Genomic DNA, 1531 nt, shown 5'->3' with positions numbered 1-1531 from the left:
AGGCTACCGGGTTCCACCGAACTACGATTCGATGATCGGCAAGCTCATCGTGCATGGCGCGACCCGCGAACAAGCGATTGCGCGGATGCGGGTGGCGCTGAGCGAGATGGTGGTGGACGGCATCAAGACCAATATCCCGCTGCAACAGCGCATCCTCGCCGATGGCGGCTTCTGCCAAGGCGGGCAGAACATCCACTATCTGGAAAAGCGGCTGGCCGAACGCAAGGAAAAGGCGCTGTCGATCCTGTAAATGCAAGCATGGCCGGTTTGCGGGCTGATTTTCGCTACAGTGAAGATCAGTCCCCGGATCGGAGTTTGTCATGCGTCGTCGCCACGCCCTGTACCTAGCCCTGTCCTGCACTCTGCTGGCGTTACCAGCGGCCAGCCAACAGGGCAAGACGCCGCCGACCAATCTCTTCATTGATGTGGCCACCCACAATATGGCCGGGATGCCGGACATGGGCGGGATGCTGGGCGGCCTGGGCGGCTTCATGGCGCGCCGCATGGGCGGGGCCGATACCAGCAAGCCCACCTACCCCACCGCGCGGCATGCAGGCCTGACCGGGCAATACCTCGATATCGCCCTGCACAACACGCTCAAACCGGGGGTGGAAGCACAGGACCTGATTCCATCCGGCCTGAATCTCGGCAAATCGCTGACCTTGATTCCAGTCGAACCCAGCCACTCTGAAAAGGGGGAAAGCACCCCCGGCAAGGTGCCCGATATCGAGGTCAAGATTTCCGAATACTGGGGCTGCAGTGCCACGGTGCGTCCGGGCCAACCCAAAGTAGCCACGTTCAAGGTCAAAGGTGGCAACAAGACGGTCGACCCGCGGGCTGGCATGGCCGGCATGCAGGGGATTGAAGTTCAAAGCAGCGGCAGTCTGTCCAAGGGCTTGTATGTGCCCGATCGCGACATCGACCTGCAGCCCGGCTACGTGTATTGGCCCAACCGCCAATACGGCAAGCAAGTGCCCAGCGGTGCGCGCTTGGCCGGCGATCACCAAATCACCGGCGATGGCATTCCGGCGTCGATGAAATTCCAGGTGCAGCAAGACGCCGATTTCATGCCCAAGTTGATGCTGCGCTCGCAAGGCGAATTGACCGATGCGATCGACCTCAGCTGGCCGTCGGTCAGCCGCGCACGCGGGTATTTCATCACCGGCGTGCACACCAACATGAAGAGTCAAAGCTCTATCGAAATGGTGATCTGGAGCAGCGCCGACGTGCCCGGTGCCGGCAGCGAGCTGCATGCCTATCTCAGCGGCAGCCAGATCGAAAAATGGCAGAAACAGAAAGTCCTGATGTCGGCCGCAGCCACCAACTGCACCATTCCCAAAGGCATCTTTGCCAGCCAAGGTGGCGGCCAGCCGGTTCCCAGTATCTTGATGATGACCGCCTACGGCCCGGAAAGCTGGATCACCTATCCGCCCAAGCCGGCCGACCCCAAACAGCCATGGAATCCGGAATGGAGCGTGCGCCTGCGCGCCAAATCCACCGCCTTTTCCATGCTGGGGATGAATTTCGGCGG

The 1531-nt window shown here is 61.1% G+C and carries 1 protein-coding gene and 1 pseudogene; both read left to right on the top strand.

Translation table 11 applies throughout. The features are described from left to right. A pseudogene (locus ACE3OH_RS22175) lies at window positions 1-250 on the top strand (acetyl-CoA carboxylase biotin carboxylase subunit); the annotation flags it as partial. Window positions 251-320: 70 nt separating this feature from the next. Further along, on the top strand, window positions 321-1531 hold a 1211-nt coding region (locus ACE3OH_RS22170), incomplete at its 3' end, for a hypothetical protein (RefSeq protein ID WP_374358465.1).

This window comes from Chitinimonas sp., assembly GCF_041904975.1.
Classification (GTDB): Bacteria; Pseudomonadota; Gammaproteobacteria; order Burkholderiales; family Chitinimonadaceae; genus Chitinimonas.
The sequence above is the reverse complement of the archived record's forward strand: the minus strand, read 5'-3'. Positions and strand labels throughout refer to the sequence as shown.